The sequence below is a fragment of the Pseudomonas sp. IT-P100 genome, assembly GCF_949767185.1.
Taxonomy (GTDB): Bacteria; Pseudomonadota; Gammaproteobacteria; order Pseudomonadales; family Pseudomonadaceae; genus Aquipseudomonas; species Aquipseudomonas fluorescens_B.
On the sequence record NZ_CATKQK010000012.1, the window covers coordinates 19,538 to 39,564 of the forward strand.

The 20,027-nt window shown below is 55.2% G+C and carries 20 protein-coding genes; 15 read left to right on the forward strand and 5 right to left on the reverse strand.

The window, feature by feature from the left end:
- Positions 1 to 29 precede the first annotated feature (29 nt).
- From ACM6IQ_RS13065 to ACM6IQ_RS13120, 12 genes are all read left to right on the forward strand, one after another.
- On the forward strand, positions 30 to 1,511 hold the full coding sequence (locus ACM6IQ_RS13065) for a glycosyltransferase family 2 protein (RefSeq protein ID WP_414879007.1): 1,482 nt from the start codon (positions 30 to 32) through the stop codon (positions 1,509 to 1,511).
- A 65-nt stretch (positions 1,512 to 1,576) separates the two neighbouring features.
- The gene (locus ACM6IQ_RS13070) at positions 1,577 to 2,791 is read left to right on the forward strand and encodes an HlyD family efflux transporter periplasmic adaptor subunit (RefSeq protein WP_414879008.1); all 1,215 of its coding nucleotides are present in this window, start codon (positions 1,577 to 1,579) and stop codon (positions 2,789 to 2,791) included.
- Complete coding sequence (locus tag ACM6IQ_RS13075) at positions 2,788 to 4,188, forward strand: alginate biosynthesis protein AlgK (protein WP_414879009.1); 1,401 nt, start codon at positions 2,788 to 2,790, stop codon at positions 4,186 to 4,188. The genes ACM6IQ_RS13070 and ACM6IQ_RS13075 overlap by 4 nt, the downstream gene beginning before the upstream one ends.
- 41 nt (positions 4,189 to 4,229) lie before the next feature.
- On the forward strand, positions 4,230 to 5,618 hold the full coding sequence (locus ACM6IQ_RS13080) for an alginate export family protein (RefSeq protein WP_414879065.1): 1,389 nt from the start codon (positions 4,230 to 4,232) through the stop codon (positions 5,616 to 5,618).
- An 85-nt stretch (positions 5,619 to 5,703) separates the two neighbouring features.
- Positions 5,704 to 7,221 (forward strand): mannuronan 5-epimerase AlgG, encoded by a 1,518-nt coding sequence (gene algG, locus ACM6IQ_RS13085; RefSeq protein WP_414879010.1) that lies wholly within the window; start codon positions 5,704 to 5,706, stop codon positions 7,219 to 7,221.
- Between the two features lie 11 nt (positions 7,222 to 7,232).
- On the forward strand, positions 7,233 to 8,630 hold the full coding sequence (locus ACM6IQ_RS13090) for an alginate O-acetyltransferase AlgX-related protein (RefSeq protein WP_414879011.1): 1,398 nt from the start codon (positions 7,233 to 7,235) through the stop codon (positions 8,628 to 8,630).
- Complete coding sequence (locus tag ACM6IQ_RS13095) at positions 8,630 to 9,718, forward strand: mannuronate-specific alginate lyase (protein ID WP_414879012.1); 1,089 nt, start codon at positions 8,630 to 8,632, stop codon at positions 9,716 to 9,718. Before ACM6IQ_RS13090 ends, ACM6IQ_RS13095 begins: the two co-directional genes overlap by 1 nt.
- A gap of 116 nt (positions 9,719 to 9,834) precedes the next feature.
- Positions 9,835 to 11,256, forward strand: coding sequence for a mannose-1-phosphate guanylyltransferase/mannose-6-phosphate isomerase (locus ACM6IQ_RS13100; protein ID WP_414879013.1), 1,422 nt, complete (start codon positions 9,835 to 9,837; stop codon positions 11,254 to 11,256).
- Positions 11,257 to 11,519: 263 nt separating this feature from the next.
- Positions 11,520 to 11,738 (forward strand): PLD nuclease N-terminal domain-containing protein, encoded by a 219-nt coding sequence (locus ACM6IQ_RS13105; protein WP_017338202.1) that lies wholly within the window; start codon positions 11,520 to 11,522, stop codon positions 11,736 to 11,738.
- A 551-nt stretch (positions 11,739 to 12,289) separates the two neighbouring features.
- The gene (locus ACM6IQ_RS13110) at positions 12,290 to 12,583 is read left to right on the forward strand and encodes a fructose-bisphosphate aldolase (RefSeq protein ID WP_414879014.1); all 294 of its coding nucleotides are present in this window, start codon (positions 12,290 to 12,292) and stop codon (positions 12,581 to 12,583) included.
- Between the two features lie 540 nt (positions 12,584 to 13,123).
- Positions 13,124 to 13,789 carry a hypothetical protein gene (locus ACM6IQ_RS13115; protein ID WP_414879015.1) on the forward strand — a complete coding sequence of 222 codons (666 nt, stop codon included), beginning with the start codon at positions 13,124 to 13,126 and terminating at the stop codon, positions 13,787 to 13,789.
- Positions 13,790 to 13,911: 122 nt separating this feature from the next.
- A complete protein-coding gene (locus tag ACM6IQ_RS13120) occupies positions 13,912 to 14,454 on the forward strand; it encodes a hypothetical protein (protein ID WP_414879016.1) in 543 nt (180 codons plus the stop codon).
- A gap of 184 nt (positions 14,455 to 14,638) precedes the next feature.
- On the opposite strand, the gene ACM6IQ_RS13125 is transcribed toward ACM6IQ_RS13120, so the two are convergent.
- Positions 14,639 to 15,769, reverse strand: a complete 1,131-nt coding sequence (locus ACM6IQ_RS13125) for a hypothetical protein (protein ID WP_414879017.1) — start codon at positions 15,767 to 15,769, stop codon at positions 14,639 to 14,641.
- Between the two features lie 54 nt (positions 15,770 to 15,823).
- On the opposite strand from ACM6IQ_RS13125, the gene ACM6IQ_RS13130 reads away from it, so the two are divergent.
- The 3 genes from ACM6IQ_RS13130 (at position 15,824) to ACM6IQ_RS13140 (ending at position 17,752) form a co-directional block, all read left to right on the forward strand.
- Positions 15,824 to 16,153 (forward strand): fructose-bisphosphate aldolase, encoded by a 330-nt coding sequence (locus ACM6IQ_RS13130; RefSeq protein WP_414879018.1) that lies wholly within the window; start codon positions 15,824 to 15,826, stop codon positions 16,151 to 16,153.
- 419 nt (positions 16,154 to 16,572) lie between these two features.
- Positions 16,573 to 17,073, forward strand: a complete 501-nt coding sequence (locus ACM6IQ_RS13135) for an Hcp family type VI secretion system effector (protein WP_414879019.1) — start codon at positions 16,573 to 16,575, stop codon at positions 17,071 to 17,073.
- The gene (locus ACM6IQ_RS13140) at positions 17,066 to 17,752 is read left to right on the forward strand and encodes a DUF4225 domain-containing protein (protein WP_414879020.1); all 687 of its coding nucleotides are present in this window, start codon (positions 17,066 to 17,068) and stop codon (positions 17,750 to 17,752) included. Before ACM6IQ_RS13135 ends, ACM6IQ_RS13140 begins: the two co-directional genes overlap by 8 nt.
- A gap of 18 nt (positions 17,753 to 17,770) precedes the next feature.
- Here ACM6IQ_RS13140 and ACM6IQ_RS13145 read toward each other — a convergent pair whose 3' ends face one another.
- The 4 genes from ACM6IQ_RS13145 to ACM6IQ_RS13160 all read right to left on the reverse strand — a co-directional run bounded on the left by ACM6IQ_RS13145 (position 17,771) and on the right by ACM6IQ_RS13160 (position 20,025).
- Positions 17,771 to 18,193: a hypothetical protein gene (locus tag ACM6IQ_RS13145; RefSeq protein ID WP_414879021.1), complete on the reverse strand. Its 423-nt coding sequence runs from the start codon at positions 18,191 to 18,193 to the stop codon at positions 17,771 to 17,773.
- Positions 18,194 to 18,542: 349 nt separating this feature from the next.
- Positions 18,543 to 18,956: an NUDIX hydrolase gene (locus ACM6IQ_RS13150; RefSeq protein ID WP_414879022.1), complete on the reverse strand. Its 414-nt coding sequence runs from the start codon at positions 18,954 to 18,956 to the stop codon at positions 18,543 to 18,545.
- Positions 18,957 to 19,005: 49 nt separating this feature from the next.
- A complete protein-coding gene (locus ACM6IQ_RS13155) occupies positions 19,006 to 19,431 on the reverse strand; it encodes a hypothetical protein (RefSeq protein ID WP_414879023.1) in 426 nt (141 codons plus the stop codon).
- Positions 19,432 to 19,476: 45 nt separating this feature from the next.
- The gene (locus tag ACM6IQ_RS13160) at positions 19,477 to 20,025 is read right to left on the reverse strand and encodes a cupin domain-containing protein (protein WP_095136571.1); all 549 of its coding nucleotides are present in this window, start codon (positions 20,023 to 20,025) and stop codon (positions 19,477 to 19,479) included.
- Between the last annotated feature and the right edge of the window lie 2 nt (positions 20,026 to 20,027).

Consider the following 20,027-nt stretch of genomic DNA (forward strand, 5'->3'; position numbering starts at 1 on the left):
TACGGGTTTATCGAACAGGAGTCACAGGCATGGCTGATTCCAGGAATTATTTGCGCGAAGCGACGGGCTGGCTGTTCTACGTCACCGCGCTGTTGGGGCTTGCACTGATGCTGCCGCGCTCGGTTTTCGATCCCCAATCCAGGGACTTTCTCCTGTTGCTGGGGGCGGTCGGTATCTGGCGTTATTCGATGGGCGCTATCCACTACCTTCGGGGGTTACTGTTCCTTTATCTGGTGTTCCCTTACTACAGACGCAAAGTCACCCGGCTCGGCAGCAGTGCCGATCCGTCCCATGTGTTTTTGCTGGTCACCAGTTTTCGCATCGATGCGTTGACCACGGCGCAGGTTTACCGCTCGGTGATCGAAGAGGCCATCGGTTGTGGCTACCCGACCACGGTGGTCTGCTCCATCGTCGAGCTGGCCGATGAACTGCTGATCAAAGCACTCTGGGACAGCTATACCCCACCGGAGCAGATCAAGCTGAGCTTTGTACGGATTCCCGGCACGGGGAAGCGCGATGGCCTGGCCCACGGTTTTCGGGCCATCTCCCGGCATGTGCCGGATGCCGACGCGGTGGTGGCGGTGGTCGATGGCGACACCGTGCTTTCACCCGGACTGGTGCGCAAGACCGTGCCCTGGTTCAAGCTGTTTCCGAACGTCGGCGGGCTGACCACCAATGAGTTCTGCGAGGTGCGCGGCAGCTACCTGATGAGCGAATGGCACAAGCTGCGTTTCGCCCAGCGGCACATCAATATGTGTTCGATGGCACTGGGCAAGCGAGTGCTGACAATGACCGGGCGGATGTCGGTATTCCGCGCCCAGGTGGTGACCGACCCGGGGTTTATCCAGGACGTTGAACGCGATTATCTGCAGCATTGGCGTCTGGGCCGTTTCCGCTTCCTGACCGGCGATGACAAGTCCAGTTGGTACAGCCTGATGCGCCTCGGCTACGACACCTTTTATGTGCCCGATGCGGCGATCAACACCGTCGAGCATCCCCCGGAAAAGAGTTTCTTGAAGGCCAGCCGCAAGCTGATGTTCCGCTGGTATGGCAATAACCTGCGGCAGAACTCGCGAGCCCTGCACCTGGGCGTGCGGCGGTTGGGCTGGTTCACCTCGCTGGTGCTGCTGGACCAACGCGTATCGATGTGGGCCAGCCTGCTCGGGCCTTCAGTGGCGATCATTGCCAGCCTCAAATACAGCTTCGCCTACCTGCTGATCTATGTGCTGTGGATCGGCGTGACGCGCTTGATCCTGAGTCTTCTGTTGCTGGCTTCGGGGCACCCGGTCGGGCCGGCTTATCCACTGATTCTCTATTACAACCAGCTGGTCGGCGCCATGGTGAAAATCTATGTGTTCTTCCGCCTCGACCAGCAATCGTGGACGCGCCAGAAAACCAAACTCGACCGCGGACTGGCCAACTATCAGCGCTGGTTCAATACCTGGTCGTCACGGGCCATGACGTTTTCGGCTGGCAGTGTGTTTTGCGCACTGCTGATGTGGATTGTGTAGCACAGGTGTCAGGGCAATCGGCAGGCCGTGCCGGATCAGACTCAATCGATGGGAAGGAACGCGTTATGAACACAGCTTTTGTTGCTGTCGATGACAGTGTCGTGCATGAGTCGGAGGTACAGCGTCAGCATGCGCGGCTGACCCTGCCGGCGAGAATCAAGTTTCACGGACCCGACCGGGAGGCGCTCGATTGCGAGCTGCTCGACTTGTCGGCCGGTGGATTCAGCCTGAGTCAGCCGGGCACATCGCTGATCGTGGGCCGGCAACACAAAGGCAAACTGGTGTTCCAGGTCGATGCGCTCGGGTTTGCCATCGATGTGGAGTTTGTCGTGCGCTCGATTAACGACGATGGGCGGCGGATAGGTTGCGAGTTTCACAACCTGCGCCCTCGTGCGATTTCCGCCTTGCGTTATGTGATCACCTCTTACCTCTCGGGAGGGGTGATCAGCCTGGGCGACATGCTCGTGACCCAGCAACGCGACAACTTCACCAAGCCGCGAAAACATGAAAGCGGCCACGGCATGGGCGTTTTCGGGCGCTTGCGGGCGACCACGATAAGCCTGCTGATGTTTCTCGTGGGCCTCGCGGCCTTTGGTTATGTGGTGCACCAGTTGTATGGCATTTACTACGTCACTCATGCCGAATCGGCGCGGGTCAATGTGCCCGGCCAGTTGATCGGCCTGCCGCGCGACGGCAGCGTTAACTCTTTGGTCAAGGTCGGGGCGGTGGTGTCCAAGGGCGCCCCGCTGGCGACCTTTTCCGCCTCGCTGCTGGATGTGATGAAAGGCAACCTGCCGCCCGGGCAGGCGACCCCGGAAAATCTCGAGCGCCTGTTCAGCCGAACCCTGCAAGGTTCGCTGACCAGCCCCTGCGATTGCCGGGTGGTGTCGCAACTGGTGCCGGACGGCCAGGTCGTCGGCAAGGGCACCACGGTGTACGAGTTGATGCCGATTGACGGGGTGGCAACCATCGAGGCGCGCTTCCCCTACAAGAATTTCGCCAAGATCCAGCCTGGCAAGGTGGTGAACTTCCAGCTGATCGGTGAAGAACAGCCGCGCACGGGCAAAATCACCGCGGTGGCGCTGGACAACGGCGGCCTCGCCTCCGACCTGCGGGTCACCATCGAGCCTGACAGCCCGTTGCAAACCGATCAGGCCGGGCGTCCGGTGGAAGTCAGTATCGAAGAGCTGCAGGGCAATGCCTGGGTGCAGAGTGCCTCGGCAGCCAATACCTGGGTGAAAAACACGTGGGAGAATAAAGTCATGGCGGCCGGAAAATGAACGGCGCATGGCGATCGGGGCTGCGGTTTTCTGCGCTGGCCGCTGCGCTGACGATGATCCACGGCTGCGGCACCCTGCCCGACCAAGGGTTGGCGCGCGAGGCCATGGAGCGCGGCGATTTTGAAACGGCACGCAAGAACTACGCAGCGCTGGCCGAGGACGGTTATGCCGACGCCCAGGCCGGAATGGGCGACTTGACGGCCTCGGCGGGCGACCCGCAGAGCCTGAAAGAGGCGGAAGCCTTGTACCGCCAGGCTGCGCCGGGATCGGTCAAGGCGCAGTCACGCCTGGGCCGTTTGTTACTGCGCCAGAGCCCGAATGATCCCCAGAAAGTGCACGAAGCCCGACAACTGCTGGAAGGCGCGCTGGATAAAGGCGAGTTCAGTGCGGTGGTGCCGCTGACGTTGCTGTACCTGGGCTACCCGCGAATGGCGCCGGTGGTGGATCCGCAGCAGAAAGTCGACAGCTGGCGGGCCCAGGGCATTGCCGAAGCCGACCTGGCGCAGATTCTGATCTACCGCAATCAGGGCACCTATAACGCCCACCTGCCGCAGATCGAACAGTTGTGCCGGGCTCGGCTGGCGGTACTCGATGCCTGCTACGTGGAGCTGGCGACCATCAACCGGATGCGTGCCCAGCCCAAGGCGCAAGCGGACTTGCTGGCGCAGCTGCGCCAGGGTTTGCGCGAGGGCCGCGTCGCGCCCTTGCGGGTCGAGTCCGTGGCGCGCGTGCTGTCTTCGCCCGCCCTCGAAGGCCCGGCCGATCCGCAAAGCGCCCAGCGCCTGCTCGAAGAACTGGCACCGGTCTATCCGCCGGCCTGGACCAGCCTGGCACGATTGATCGACGACTACCCCGCCCAAGGCGACGCGCCGCAATTGCTCTCGGCGCTGCAGCGCGGGCGCGAAGCGGGCGACCCGCGGGCGGAACTGCTGACCGGACGGCTGTATTACCTCGGCAAATGGTTACCTCAGGATCCGCGCCTGGCTGAACAGCATTTGCTCAAGGCAGCCGCAGCCGGTGAAGTCGGGGCGAACTACTACCTGGGCCAATTGTACCGTCGTGGTTATCTCGGCCAGGTTGACCCACAGAAAGCACTGCTACATTTGTTGCTGGCGGCCCGCAATGGTTCGCCCAACGCCGATCTGGCCCTGGCCCACATGTTCTCCGACTCCCGCGGGGTCAAGGTCAATCGGATCAACGCTTTTGTCTTTGCGCAGCTTGCGCAACGCCAGGGCGTGGTCAACGCAGGACCTGTGCTATCGGCCCTGCAGTCGGGTATGACCCCGGCAGAAAAGAAAATCGCGCAGCCCTTGCTTGAGGAAGAAGCCCAGGCCCGTTTGACGGGCGCGGCTTTAGCCAGGCTGCAAACTCCGGAAAATGGACAGGACTTACTATGAAGCAAGCATTGTTGGCTAGTTATGGTCTGGGAGTTTCGCTGATGTGCAGCGCCGGTCTGGTGCTGGCGGCGGAAGTGGCGCCGAAGAATTTCGGCCTGGATGTGAAGATTACCGGTGAGTCGCAAGACGACCGGGACCTTGGCACGGCATCCGGTGGCACCCTCAACGATATAGGCATCGATTTGCGCCCCTGGGCCTTTGGCCAATGGGGTAACTGGAGTGCCTATACGATGGCGCAGGCGGTGGCCGCGACGGATACCATCGACACCGATACGGTGAACAACGGCGCCGACCAGAACAACACCCGTGAGGCGGATGACAGCTATCTGGCGCTGCGCGAATTCTGGGTTGATTATTCGGGCATCACTGCCTATCCGGGCGAGCATCTGCGCTTGGGCCGCCAGCGTCTGCGTGAGGAAAGTGGCCAGTGGATGGACACCAACATCGAAGCGCTCAACTGGACCTTCGAAACCACACTGCTGCGCACCCACATCGGCGCCGCCCAACGCTTTTCCGACTATCGCACCGATTTCGACGACCTGGCGCCCGAAGATGAAGACCGTTCCCACGTCTTCGCCGACATCTCCACACAATGGACGCCCAATAACTGGGTAGGCCTGCGTGTCCATCACTCAGAGGACAGCGGCAGCCTGCCCGATCCCGGCGAGCAGGTCGATACGCTCGACAAGACCAACACCGGCAGCCTGACCTGGGTCGGTCTCGAGGCGAACGGTGACGGCTACAACTACCGCTCGACGATGCCGCTCAATTACTGGGCCTCCGCGACCTGGCTGACCGGTGATCGCGACAACCTCACCAGCGTGATCGACCCCGTCGGCGATCGAATCGCGACGGGGCACACCAGTGGCGATGTCAACGCCTGGGCGGCGGACCTGGGCCTGCGCTGGAACATCGATGAAAGCTGGCGTGTCGGTGCCGCCGCCGCTCGCGGCGACGGCGGTGGCAACGATCAGGAAAACCAGTACCAGCAAACCGGCCTGCAGAGCAACCGCTCGAACTTCACCGGCACGCGTTCGCGCGTACACCGCTTCGGTGAAGCCTTTCGCGGTGAACTGAGCAACCTTCAGACGGCGACGCTGTTCGGCTCCTGGCAGATGCGCGAGGACTACGACGCCAGCCTCGTCTACCACCGCTTCTGGCGGGTCGACGACGAACAGCAAACCGGCGACGACGGGATCGTCAATGCAGCGCTGGTGGACGGCGAGAAGGACCTGGGCCAGGAAGTCGATCTGGTCATGACCAAGTACTTCAAGCAAGGCCTGTTGCCCGCGAGCATGGTGGATTGGGTCGACGAGCCGTCGGCACTGATCCGCTTGCGCCTGGGCGTGTTCTTCCCCGGTGACGCCTACGCCAATGACACCGATTCGAGCATGCATCGGGCGTTCATTGATTTTGTCTGGAAAATCTAGGAACAGGTCGTTGCCCACGGTGATGCCACCGTGGGCAACCACGCACTGAATCACACCCGGTTGCGCTTTTTGATGAGTGAGACTTATGGACCGTGTCGTCAAGATAGGACTGTTGCTCGCCGCCATGCTGTTGATGCAGACGGCAGGCGCCAACGCGGCGGGTGACATCCTGATACCGCGCTACACCATCAGCGAGGCGCCTGGAACGTCGTTGCTGATCAAGGAGCCGAAAATGCCCGACCTGTCCGGTTACACGGCCGAGGCCGTCGCGGCGAAGATTGCTTACAAGCCCGCCGGCCGCGCCTTGATCCAGCCAATGCTCAAGGAAAACGCGCTCGACGAGTTCATCGGCGGAGAAGATCGCTTCAAGGAATGGGTGGTGCGCCAGAAGCAAATGCCCGTGGCGATCTTCATCGACCGTGGCTACATGAGCCTGACGCAACTGGCGCGCAGCCTGCCACAGACCGCCTTGCGCGAAACCGCGCCGGGGGTGTTTCTGGCGCGCCTGCCGATCGTCATTCGTCCCGGGGCAACACTGCATATCGACAAGTCTGTCAAGGAGCTGCGCTTGTCCCAGGACGGCGGTTCCTTCCTGGTCAATGACGGCAAGCTGTTTATTACCGATACCAAGGTCAGCGCCTGGAGCGAGAAAGACGACAGCCCGGCCTGGTTCAAAAAAGACGACGCGTTTCGGCCGTTTCTCATCTCTTGGGGCGGCACCGAGACCTACATCGTCAACAGCACCATCACCAGCTTCGGCTACACCGAAAGCAAGAGCTATGGGGTGAGTATTTCCCAGTACAGCCCGAGCATGGCGCCGAAGATGAAGCGCAAAAAGCCGACCGGCTGGCTGATCAATTCACAGTTCGTCGACAACTATTTCGGCTTCTACTGCTATGAAGCCGACGACGTGGTGATTCTGCGCAACACCTATCGCGCAAACATCGTGTATGGCATCGACCCGCACGACCGTTCGCGTCGGCTGATCATTGCCCATAACGATGTCTTCGATACCCACAAGAAGCACGGCATCATCCTCTCGCGCGAGGTCAACGATAGCTGGATCATCTACAACCGCACCTACAACAATCAGCTGTCCGGCATTGTCCTGGACCGTTCCAGCGTCAATAACCTGCTCGCCTACAACGAGACCTACAAAAATCGCTCCGACGGCATCACCGTGTATGAGAGCGGCAATAACCTGATGTGGCGTAACCGCGCGGCTGACAATGACCGGCACGGCATTCGGGTGCGCAACAGCACCGGCGTGCGGCTTTATGAAAACGAGCTGATGGCCAATGCCCTGACCGGGATCTACGGCCACATCAAGGATTTGCGTGGCAGCGACCGCGACCTGAAGGAAGACCCCTACGAAGAAAAGCTGTCGCTCACCGTGGTCGGCGGCAAGCTGATCGGCAACGGTTCCAGCCCCATCGCCGTGTTTTCACCCTCGCGCCTGGAACTCTATGACTTGACCTTTCTGGCGCCACAGAAACAGGACGGCCTGGCCTTCACCGGTTTGCTGGGAGAGGTCCAGGGCGACCTGATGGACATCCTCCTGCGCCGCCATGCCGCCGCACTGATTCTGCCCGCCACCCTGTGAGGAGCCTGCCGATGAACACCCTTCATGGATTTGCCGCTGTGACCTTGCTGTCCATGTCGATGGGGGCACAGGCGCAGCCGCAGTACACGGCCGAGGCTTGCTGCCAGCTGTGCCCGCAAGCGGCACAGGCGACCTTTTACGAGCAACCGGAGCTGAAAAACTACGCGACCCTGGTGGAGGCCAAGGACCAATGGCTCTTTCGCACCCGTAGCGATTTCCGCACTGACTTCGGCCTCGATGAAAATGGTTACAGAGCCCTCAAGCGCCTGCGCGACGGGCTCGCCCAACGCGGAGTCGAACTGGTGCTGGTGATGCCACCCAGCCGCGGCTTGCTGCACGCCGACCGCCTGACGCCGCTGGAACTGGCCAGCTTCGATCAGGCACGGGCCCGGCAGAACTACGTGCTGACGCTGGACCGCGTGCGCGAGCTGGGCATTCAGGTCGCCGACTTCAGCAACCTGCTGGGTGCGCCCCAGCCAGCCGGACAGCCCTTCTACTTCAAGGGCGACCACAACTGGACGCCCTATGGCGCCGAACGCAGTGCCCGGTTGGTGGCCCAGACGCTCAAGGGCAACGATGTGCTCAAGGCGCTGCCGCACCAGACCTTCACCAGCCAGACGGCGGGGCTTCTGGGGCGCTCGGGTACGTTGCAAAAAGCCGCCGCGCAAATCTGCGGCAACGGCTATGCGGCGCAGTATGTCACCCGTTATCAAACCCGGGCCGAAGGCGCAGCCAAAGGCCCCGCCAAGGTCGCCTTGATCGGCACCAGCGCCAGCGGCGAGCTGTTCAACTTCGCCGGTTTCCTCGAACAGTACCTGGAGACACCAGTCCGCAACTTCAGCGTCCCGGGCGGTGGCTACGATGATTCGTTGATCGCCTACCTGCTCGGCGACGACTTCCAGAAAGACCCGCCGGCGGTGCTGGTATGGGAAACCGACAACCTCGACAGCCTCGGCAAACCCAGCTTCTACCGGCAGGCGATGGCGGCGCTGAGCGATGGCTGCGAAAACCAGACGCCGCTGCTCAGAAGCCAGGCGAACCTGCACAGCGGGCGCAATCAGGTGTTGTTCAACGGCGGTGGCGGCAATGTGTATCCGATCAAGGGCAATCGTTATCAGGTCGACCTCAGGTTCGCCGATCCCGGCGTGCACATGATGAACGCGACCCTGACCTACATGAACGGTCGCCAGGAAAACATCAGCTTGAGCCGCTCGCCGACGGTCAATACCCAGGGCCGCTTCGCCTTCGAGCTGCGTGGCGACGGCGACTGGGACGACCAGACGTTTCTGTCCATGGACGTACAGCCACCGCCGGGAATGAACGCCACGTCGCTGTCGACCCGCCTGTGTGTCAAACCCGCCATCACCGCGGCACCGTCCCTGCGCACCGCGCAGAGGGAGGAAAACTGATGCGTCAGGCACGCTGGGCCGCCGTTGGCATGGCCCTCATTCTGATGGGGCCGATCGTGCAGGCGTGCGCGCAACTACGCCCGCCGCAGGGCTATTACGCGCAGGCCATAGAAAAAAAAGGCGACGCGCCGGACTGTCCGGCGACGCCCAAACCCTATACCGGTGACCTGTTGATCCCCAGCAAATACGAAGGCTCGGGCAAGGCACGGGATCAGCTCAACGCCGAATCCAACAAACGCTACAAAGAGATGTCGGGCGATATCAACGATCTGGAAAAAGGCGTCAACAAACAGGTCGCCGCCTATTTGCGGCAAGGCCGCGCCGGCCATGTGGACTGCACCCTGAGCTGGCTCGGCGACTGGGCCAAGGCGCAGGCGCTGCTGAGCACCACCTACACCCATACCGGCAAGTCGATGCGCAAATGGGCACTGGGCAGTATTTCTTCGGCGTATCTGCGGCTCAAGTTTTCGCGGTCGCAGCCCTTGAAGGGCCGCGAGGCGCAGACCCGGCCGATCGAAGCCTGGATCGGCAAGGTTGCCGAACAGGTGGTGCGCGATTGGCGCGACCAGCCGCTGGACCGGCTCAACAACCACCAGTATTGGGCAGCATGGTCCGTCATGGCGGCCTCGGTCGTAGTCGATCGACGCGACCTGTTCGACTGGTCGGTCGCGCAGTTTCGCATCGGCGCGTCCCAGGTCGATGCAGACGGCTACTTGCCCAACGAACTGGGCCGCGACACCCGCGCACTGGCTTACCACAACTACGCGATGGGACCGCTGATGATGATCGCCTCCTTCGCCCAAGCCAACGGCGTCGACCTGCGCGAAGAAAACCAAGGCGCCATGCGGCGTCTGGCGGCGCGGGTGGAAGAAGGCATCAAGGATCCAGGCGTGTTTGAACGCAAGACCGGCCACAAACAGGAACTTGAAGACCTTAACGAGGATGGCAAGTTCGCCTGGCTGGAACCCTACTGCGCGCTGTACGCCTGCTCGGCGGCAACCAACCGCTGGCGCCAATCGGTCGAACCGATGAAAAACTACCGTCTGGGCGGCGACATCACACAGCTGTTTGCCGACCAGAAAGAATAAAGGCATCTGCCGATGCGGCCACTCTGAATTGAGCTTGTGTTTCAAATAATGGAAGGCAGTCCTTCGCTCTGCGAAGCGCCTTCATACCGAGTGATGAAGGTGCGGGAGGTAAAAAAATGATTCCAGTCATTCTGTCCGGCGGCAGTGGTTCGCGGTTGTGGCCGCTGTCGCGCAAGTTGTACCCCAAACAATTCCTGAGCCTGGCCGGCGAAGGATCACTGTTTCAGCAAACCTTGCAGCGCCTGTCATTCGATGGCATCGGCAAGCCGATCGTGGTCTGCAATGTGGAACACCGCTTTATCGTCAATGAACAACTCGCCGCCATCGGCTGCACGCCGCAAGCGATCCTGCTCGAGCCCTTCGGCCGCAACACTGCACCGGCGGTGGCGCTGGCGGCCCTCAAGCTGATTGCCGAAGGCCGCGACGAGCTCATGCTGGTACTGCCTGCCGACCATGTGATCAGCGACGTCCCCGCCCTGCGCGCCACACTGGCACATGCGCAGGAGGAAGCGCTCAAAGGCAACCTCGTGCTGTTCGGCATTCCGGCGACGCGCCCGGAGACCGGATTCGGCTATATCAAGGCCGACTGCAGTGATGCCGGCGCCAGTGCTTTCAAGGTCGAGCAATTTATCGAGAAACCCGACGCGCAGACCGCCGCCGAATTTGTTCGCTCCGGCGAATACTTCTGGAACAGCGGCATGTTCCTGTTCCGTGCCAGCCGCTACCTCGACGAACTGCGCACTCACGAACCGGACATTTACGAGAACTGTGTGCTCGCCCTGGAGCGCAGCCCGAGCAGCGAAGGCGTGACCAGCATCGATCGGGCCACCTTCGAATGCTGCCCGGACAACTCAATCGACTACGCGGTGATGGAACGCACCAACCGTGCCTGGGTTGTCCCGCTCAGCGCTGGCTGGAGTGATGTCGGTTGCTGGTCCTCGCTATGGGATGTGCACGACAAGGACGCCGATGGAAATGTGCTCAAGGGCGATGTTGTCAGCTACAACAGCCGCAGTTGCTATGTGCATGGCAACAGCAAGCTGGTAACCCTGCTCGGGGTGGAAAATCTGGTCGTGATAGAAACCGAGGATGCACTGATGGTCGCGCACCGCGACACCGTGCAAGACGTGAAAAAACTGGTGAATGCGCTCGACGCCCAACACCGCTCGGAAACCCAGAACAACTGCGCGGTGTATCGCCCCTGGGGCAGTTACCACTCGGTGGACAACGGCATCCGCCACCAGGTCAAGCACATCACCGTCAAACCTGGCGCGCAACTGTCCCTGCAAATGCATCACCACCGTGCCGAACACTGGATCGTGGTCTCCGGCACCGCCCAGGTAACGTGCAACGACAAGGTCTTCCTGCTCACTGAAAACCAGTCCACCTACCTCCCGATCGCATCGGTACATCGCCTGGCCAACCCCGGAAAAATCCCGTTGGAAGTGATCGAAGTGCAGACCGGCAGCTACCTGGGCGAGGACGATATCAAGCGTCTGGAAGATGTCTACGGCAGGAACCAGGAGGTCAAGAGTTGAGCCCGCTTAGCAACCACACCAAACATCTCCACTAATGGAGCGTCCGGGCAACAGGGACATCCAGCTCGACCTGTTCCTGGACTACGCGAGCAACCTCAAACGCTACCCGGACGCGGATCATCGAAATGATTGGCGACGCGGTATAGAGGAATCGCAGGCGGGCGCAAAAGTGCGCCCACCTCCCTCCCCCACAAAACCTCAAAATTTAATGAACCCCACTGCCCCCTGCCCACCTAACTGAAAGACCATCAGGAGGGCAACTTATGCAAACCGAAACCATCTGGATCGTACTCGCCGCCGTTCTTGTGCTGGTCGAGCTTTGGGCAATCAACAAAGTGCGCAAAGCCGAAGGCAAATCGAGCAACAAACTCGTATGGATGGTAGTGATTGTGTTTGTACCGCTGTTCGGGCTGATCGCGTGGGCATTGGCCGGCCCGAAACACACCAATCCCAATCCACATTCGCCGCAGGCTAGACAATGATGTCGGGGGATCCGCAATAGCGATGCCACAGTTTGAAATGACAAAGCCCCAATGTTTGGGGCTTTGTCATTTCTGGCCACTCAACTTCAAAACGGAAGTCCGAAAATCTCGTAGGAATTCACCCTTTGTGGTGAGGGGATTTATCCCCGTTGGGCTGCGAAGCGGCCCCAAAGCTTGCACCCCATTTCCCACGACACTCCACACAGCCCGAATCACCGCGACAATCCCGAAAACAGTGGCATTCAGCCTTATCGCAACAAACGCCCAACCGTCCTACAGCCCGGTTGTGAGCGCCAAAATGACCGCCTATATTCGACCCGTCGCTGACAACATAGCGACAGGGTTTCGCAGCCCTTGAGATTGACACCAAAGTACCGTCAGGCATGATGCAGCCCGCTCCAAATGCATATGTTTTATGGCGGTTGTGCGCGGGAGACCCTCTGGTCTGCCGGGTTTTGGGTGGGTCCCCGGTCTGCGAACCCGCGTACAACTGCCACCCATTTGTTTCGCAGCAAAAAGGTGGCAATTCTTCTTTTATTAGGAATTACGCCATGTCGACCCAACACCCGCCGCACCGCTTCACCCCCATGTCCCAATTCGCCACCGACTACCCCGTCCTCCTCATCGACAGCGACGCCCCCATCCGCGAACTGCACAACTGCGTCAGCGAACGCCTCAACGCCGTCCTCAAATACCTCAACCTCATGGCCTGCACCAGCCTGCCGGACTACGCCGAAAACGACATCAACACCGTCACCAACATCGCTTTGATCCTGCTCCGGGATGTCGGTGATGTGTTTCGGGTGATTGAGCAGCGTGGGTTTGAGACTCACAAAAATCACTAACCGAACTTCGATCCTAAAAAAACCGCACTAATGCGGTTTTTTTATTTGGCCGTCCCCTCCTGAAAGCCTTTGAAGATTTTGAGTCATCCGTACCCTACTTCGAAGAAAAGGAGGTGGAAATACGAAAGGCAGTTTGCTAGCTTCAACAGCAGCCAAAAGCCATCAGCAGTTCGGTCGGATGAAGATACCGAGTATTTAGTGACTCAGAGGCTGTTTTTTCTCCCCCCCCCACCCTTAAAATTATGCAAGGAAGAAAAATGACAGACAGAAGACCACTAAATCCAAATGTGACGGTTCCTAAACCCGGCGGTGGCGAGCAACCTCGCTCTAGAAACAACGACGGCCAAGTTCGTGACAAGCGAAGTGACGCAGGAAAGCCAAAAAAAAAGTAGCCTTTTTTAAATAATGAGAAAACGGTGGCAGATTTGACCTAACAGTATGTCTAGCCGGCAATATAGGTCCGCCACCGTCTACTCCATCAGCAATTGTGATCAAAAATCACATAAACCACGAAAAGTAAAGCTAGGCAATATAAAATAAATGCCATTAAAAAACAGCATCATAAGTGAAATAAAACGCTCACCGGTTTCAACATTTTCCGGCCTGTTTGGAGTATTGATTGCTGCTCTAGGATTATTCTCTGCCTGGACCCAGTCGCGCACGGGCTCTCCAACTACTACAATCAACTCCATTCAAGCCAGCCAGCTTTCAAACGCTTTGGAATTGAACAATATACTGATTACAATATCTTTTTTCTTATCCTCAACAATTGCTGGCGCCATCGCTATCAGATTACTTGCAAAAAAACACGATATCACCGCTTTTTTTGTATCGATCCCACTAGTAGCATTAACAAATTTCTCCACCATACTTGTCATTTTTTTAGCGCCACCACGCGCAACAAACGCACAACTTTTTATTTCCGCCCACGATATAGTGCTCTATTCATCCGTCGCAATTTACATAGCAGTGTGTGGAATGGCAGTTCTTCGTGACCTATACTCATCAGAGAAGAAAAAACACTCTGACACCGAGGAAAACAATGACAAAAAAGAACAAGGCGGCATGGGATTTATAGTATTTGGATTGATCATACTTGCCCTATGGTCTTCACTCGTCTTTTCAGGCCAAAAGCGATTGACGCAAACTTTTCTTCCTGAAATCACTCATTCGACCGAAGAAAAAGCCATCAAAGATGCCTCCTAATGAATATTCACATCTCTTCCTTCAGCAGTGAAAAAAGGTGATAGATCCATTTGTTGAAATAGATCTGCCACCTATCTCCTAACCATGGTTAGACATGACAAGCATCAAAAGTAGGAAAAATTATGGATTGGAAGTTTTTTATTACAACAGCTATTGCGGTACTTGCTGCTGCAATCTCCTGGAATGCGCGTCGAGAGGCGAAGCGAGCGTCTAGTGCTACTTACGCCTTACAGACCCGCCTAGAACAGTATGAACACTTTCCAATCATCCAAGTTGCCATTTCTCCAGATGGTGACCGGATCAAAGTAATTCTGACAAACTCCAGTGCGAAGAACGCGGTATCATCGTTCAAGATAAAGTTTGTACTTCGTATTTCGGCCGGGGACACTTTTCATGTATCAAAGGAAAATTATGTATACCAAGGTGGATTCTTGGCTCCAAATTCTTCCACGGAGATTTATCCAGACATTATTAATGAGTGTATCGCACACGCCATACCACCGTTAAAACAGTACCCACCAGATCAAAGCAATTTTGTATTGCGTGCATATGTAGAGTGCACCCCACCAAATCCAAAATCAGAAAAAATACATGAGCAAGGAGTAGGTTTTTTTGTGTACGAGCAAGATCGCTTGGCTCTTAGAACCGCCGCCACAACAAGCTAAGAAAAAGGCGGCAAGATAAAAGGTAGAAAATCTATTTATTCCGAGAAATCTGCCGCCTTCCCCAATATTCGATTAAGCCAACACAACAATTGATTCACACCGAGATAACAGCGATATAGCTTTGATAAAAACAGCTATTAGAAATTTGATACACGCCTCCTTCAAATCGTCTTTTGAAAAAATGCTATCTACTCTGTAGCTCTTTTTTCGAGTTTACTGCCACCTTTGGATTCTTTCCCGTCGACGCCTGATTCATTTTAATTTTCGAATTTAGTTCTTTCAGTTCCAAGCGCAAATATTGCACTTCTAATATCTGTTTGCGTAAAAGCTCCTGATTCAGTTCTACTTGCTTCTGCCATTCCACTTGCCTTTTTTCAGTAAGCCGAGCGTCTTCAGCACTATCCGTTTTCGCAAAATAGGCTTGAGCTAAAGCGATTCCTATTGACGTTACTACGCTTATGATTACCGCCCATTTCGTCCACAATAAGCTTTTTGCTGCTCCTTTTAGAGATGCCTCAGCCTTTGCTTTATCTTCGTCCTGCTGCTTTATCCATTGAGGAATTGCGTCCGACACCAACGTTGTAGAAAGAGACGCGACATGATTCAACATGGCACCCATGTGTACTGCAACAGTACTAAGCGTCTCAGCAGCTTTTTCTGAGGCGTTGGCGGCTCGAGCCTGAGGTGACGCGGAATAATCTAGAAAAGGAGCTGCACGTACCTCGATCTCCTCAGCTCTTTGCAGGTTTAATCTCGAAGAGTGGATCGCTTGCGCACGTACCGCATCTCCCACACTGCTCCACTTTTTATTCGAAAACTCTTTTCTCCACAATTGGCTGGCACTATCAATCGCTGCTACGGAGGAAGTCAGTGATTCGATGGCTGCAGGTTTCAGGAACTCATAATTGCTACGGAACTGATCTGAGATTTTTCTACTCATTTGCTGAAAATTCGAGTTTTCGGCCATGACCCCCTTACCGAGTGCCGATAACGAATCACCGGAATTCTCATATCCTGCACCTTCAACTCCAGCCTTTGCTAATGCCTCGAGATCGTCCTTATCGAGCCTAGCAAACTCATCATCCGAGAGCCCAGTCCAAGCTCCTGAATCCATTTCAGGAGAACAAAGCATTTGTACGACCAAGCGCCCCACCTCTTGCTCGTCAGCTCTTTCAAAAGCGCCCGTTTCTCCGATCCTCTTGTGGTCGCCATAGGTAACGTGGCGGACATACAGGGGGCCAACAGAAGTGGAAACCTCTCGTTTTTTGTTGCCTTTAAGTAAATCCTTAATACTTAATTTCTTGCTGTCGTCCACTGATTGAGTTCTCGCACGTCACTGATGGAGCCAGATTAGCTTCGTGTTTATCGCTTGGCTACCCAAAAATTTTTTATGAGATTAAGCCAAATATTTTTCCAGCTGGATGTTTTTCATCGCTATCTTCTTTACCGACAAAAAGATGGAAGTTCTACTTGTGACCCAATCGACAGCGACGCCCCCATCCGCGAACTGCACAACGCCGTCAGCGAACGCCTGAACGCAGCCCTCAAATATCTCAATCTCTTAGCCTGCACCAACCTGCCGGACTACGCCGAAAACGACATCAACACTGCCACCAACATCGCCGTGATACTGCTCCGGGATGTAGGTGATGTGCTTCCGGTTATTGAGCAGCGAGGGTTTGATACATCCAAAAGTTAATGACCGGATTCAAAACAAAAAACACGCGTGTGATGCGGGTTTTTATTACCCCATAGCGACCCAACTGAAAGAGCTTTAATAACCTATAGAAACGCCATTTAAACCGGAGCTATGCCTATCCTCTACCTCGCCACTTTTGCTACAAGTAGTCACGCAGCTTTCCGCTTTCTCGACAGTCTGAAGATAATGGCTGCGTGCATCGCTGAAACCATCAAGTCCGGTGACACAGCACTCGACTGGTTCAAAGGCAACCTAAAAACCACGAAGCGGCATTGTAGGATTTTTCTATCAAAAAGTTCTTTTTAGGCTATAAGAAGGATCCCAGCTTATTCAAAATCAAGGCCATCGTGTTATCCGACATCAGCGCAATTGTTTACGCTAACAGCCGAACGATCAATTGACTGAAGGAAACTGCACGTATGGCTAATCACGGATACATGAGAGTAACCGGAAAACATCAAGGTTTAATTTCCGCTGGGTGCTCCGATGTGGAATCTTTAGGAAACAAATGTCAAATCGCTCATAAAGACGAGATCATGGTTTTGGCCTACTCACATAACATGATTACGGGCACCGACGGGGGAATTTCAGGCGGTCGTGGCAAACACCTACCAATCATGATCACCAAAAACATCGATAAATCCTCTCCACTACTGGCCAATGCTCTTCATGAGTGCGAGGAAGTTGAATGCACCATTTTCTTTTATAGAACCTCCCCGGCAGGCGGCCAAGACAAATACTATAAAGTACAACTTAGGGGCGCGAGAATAGCGCAAATAAACCTTCAAGTTCCTCATGCCATTCATATGAACGATGCAGAACCTCAAGAGATGGTGTCTATACGGTATCGCGAAATCACCTGGACGCATACGCAGGCGGGGACATGCGCTTTCAGTACTTGGGGAAATGAAGATGAATGATGACTTATGTGACATTCACGATGTCACTAAAGCTGCGTCGAATCTAGTTGCATTTGGCTGCTCGATCGGTGCCACACATCTTTACGATAGTTTTTTGCAACTTCAATTTAGCTCGATTGTTTCATCTTTTTCCAACGAGATTATCCGCGCGGTTGATGAGGGCTTAATTAGCGCTCGACAGGGCATGCAAAAAATCAGAGATGAGTATGCCGGACTATCATCTAAAGTAATATTTTACACTCAAAATGGTGTTGGTATTTTAGCGGGAGCAATGCAAATTCAGGCTGGAGCCTCATTAATTGGAAACTCAAGAGGCATTAAATCAGCCGGCGGGCTAGTCTACATTGCTCACGGTGTTAATAATATGTACGAAAGCGCAGGAAATATATATAACGGGCCCGACACATCTGGCACAGTGGGGCCAATTAGAAAAACATATCAACGTCTAGCCGAAAACACTAGAACCGGCAACACCATCTATTACTCCATAGACTTAGGGCTATCAGCTTTCGGCGCGATGAGCTTAGTGCGAAAAAATGACACGCTTGAGCTTTTCAGGAGAGACCCCATAAACTATGAGCGTGCATACAGGCAAATGGGAAGACTCGCACTGGCTTTTGAGGCCTTGATCGATACAATCACAATAAAAAATATAACAGAAGAAACAACCTTAAAATAAACATCACCATCGAGTACATTACTTTCTTCTACGCAGCCTCCTTATACAAATAAAGAAGCAGATAAAAATCAACACAAAAGCAGCAACACTCAAGACGAATGAAAATTTGCCCTCCAGGAAAAACTCTTGCTCGATTTGCAGAATAACAACAGTAGTCAGAAATAAAGAACCGATAAAAACACCAAAATACGCCACCCAGGCAGAGTCTCTTTCGGGTTTGAAATCACACCCAAGTGAAACATCGATATAACTGGGTGAACAGTAATAGAAATTAACAAACAACAAAAAAACAAAAATAGCACCTAGAACCAGCCAATAATAAACCCCACCTAAAGGGATCACCCTCTCTATTAGCCATGCGAGAAATGCCGCATGAAGTATGGAAAGCATGACAGTTAGCAAATCTGAAATTAAAACGGTAAGAAAAACTCGCAACCGCATTAATAATACCCTCCGACAGCTTAATATTTTTCAACTTCAACACAATCAATACCCCCTCCGATTATAACCATATCATTAATATGAACCACACCAACATCAATACAAACGAGCTGCGATCCGGAAATTCCTACACGCCACTTCTTTTTATCCTACATATAACTCCCACAGCCCGGTAAAAAGTGACGGATCTATTTATTCAAGTAGATCCGTCAATTTTTTAGCATTGAGTACCTTACCGAAGACATCCCTGACTAGTTCTTCGAGTCTTATGTCGATACAGTCGAAAACAATTGTCCGAGGTAGTTGGTAACGGACATCAACCAGATATTGCAACTTTCTTCAGCAATTCCTATAGTCCATCAGGAACCAGCGGCCCGTCCTCAGTAAAACTTGCCCACGGGAGCCACTTCGCGACGAAAACTGCGCCATCGCTTTCTTGAGCGTCCAAGTGCGGCAACGCATAGACGCTGGCATCCACGAACTTCGCATCGTAGACCTGCACGATTTCGTGCCCTGGTATGGCGTTATACGTAAAGAGGCTTTCAAGAGTACCAAGCAAGTGAACATCGGTGATGGGCAAACCGAGCTCTTCCTGAACTTCTCGCACAATGGCTTGTGCACTGGTTTCACCGAATTCGATTCCGCCACCGATCGGACGGAAAAATGGCTTTTCAGTGATGGGGTCGCGACTTTCGTTGACGAGTATCTTGCCATCGTGGTGGAAGACGCAAAGTGCGAGGGCGCGGATGCGTGGCGTGGTCACGAGGTTAAGTCCATTTATCTGGCAGAGTGTGTAACGGTCACGATGCTAATCAAGGTCTGCGACCGGGTTTCCAGACATAGTGGCTAAAAACAAAGACCGCCATTGCGAAGACAACAAACAGCATACCTACCGCAAGCCACCGCGGCAGCTCACTCAAAAACCCGATTTTATCAATGAACGGAACACTGAGAACGGTCCCAATGGAAGCCCCGACGATAATCCCTACCCTCGAACCCCACACACTCGTGTACCGCTCCTCTTCGCCGAACTCAATCCGTTTCAACCTCGGCGCCAGGTAATTCACGCCGAAAATGCAAAAGACCACGAAAGAGGCAAGTCCCACCGTCTTGAGATACGCGTCACCCACACCAAAAATTTGCTTCAGCCCCGCCACCAATATCACAGAGTAAAAACCTGAACTGGCAAAGACCATCGGCCATGCCCGGAGGTAGTAGCGCAACGTTCGAGCATCCATACGCACACGATCCATTAGGGGTACAGCAATCAAGCCCTGGTGAAATCAGAAGTTAGCCGGCGTATTCGCGCTAATGATTTCCGCTTCATCCGCCCCAATATTGCGAAACTTGTGCGGCAACGTCGTCGGAAAGTAGTAGCCGTCACCCGCGTTGAGCACACTGACCTGCCCATCAACTGTCAGCTCGACAGTGCCCCTCGTAACCAACCCACACTCCTCCCCTTCCGAGTGCACAATCGGCTCTTCCCCCGAACTCGCCCCCGGCGCGTACTGCTCCCGCAAAAGCCGCATCTGTCGACTCGGCACCGAAGCGCCAATCAGCAACAACCGCAGCCCATGACGCCCAAGATCCGGTTGTTCATTCGCACGAAACACGTATTGGTGCTCACGCGGCGGCTGATCGAAGGTAAAGAAATCCGCCAAAGACATCGGTATGCCTTCGAGCAGTTTTTTCAGGGAGCTGACGGAGGGACTGACGCGATTCTGTTCGATCAGGGAGATGGTGGCATTGGTGACGCCGCTACGCCGGGCCAGCTCGCGCTGGGAGAGTTTGTAGCTTTCGCGTACTAATTTGAGTCGTGAGCCCGTGTCCATGA